The organism is Salmonella sp. SAL4457 (genome assembly GCF_046548235.1).
GTDB lineage: Bacteria > Pseudomonadota > Gammaproteobacteria > Enterobacterales > Enterobacteriaceae > Salmonella > Salmonella enterica.
The window spans coordinates 1-255 of record NZ_JBGDZO010000877.1 but is presented as its reverse complement, the minus strand read 5'-3'; the positions used below and the strand labels follow the sequence as shown (position 1 = coordinate 255).

The following is a 255-nucleotide window of genomic DNA, read 5'->3' as shown; positions in this document are numbered from 1 at the left end:
CATTGTCTGATCGTCGGCGCGTGCGCCCGTCTCGCCGGATCGGCTATTCTGTCGCGCCTTTTTTGCGCCGGTGCCTGACCGGCGCGCTCCTCGGCTGCGGCCGGCTCCGTGACCCTGCCCCGCATCCGAATTACCCGCCTGAAGAGGACCGTGCTCCATGGCCGTGATCAAGCAAGACGACCTGATCCAGAGCGTCGCCGATGCCCTGCAGTTCATCTCCTACTACCACCCGGTCGATTTAATCCAGGCCATGCA

The 255-nt window shown here is 63.9% G+C and carries 1 pseudogene; it reads right to left on the bottom strand.

The annotated features are described in order from the left end of the window. Positions 1-216 (bottom strand): annotated as a pseudogene (locus ACLJNW_RS26705) (hypothetical protein); the annotation flags it as partial. Between the last annotated feature and the right edge of the window lie 39 nt (positions 217-255).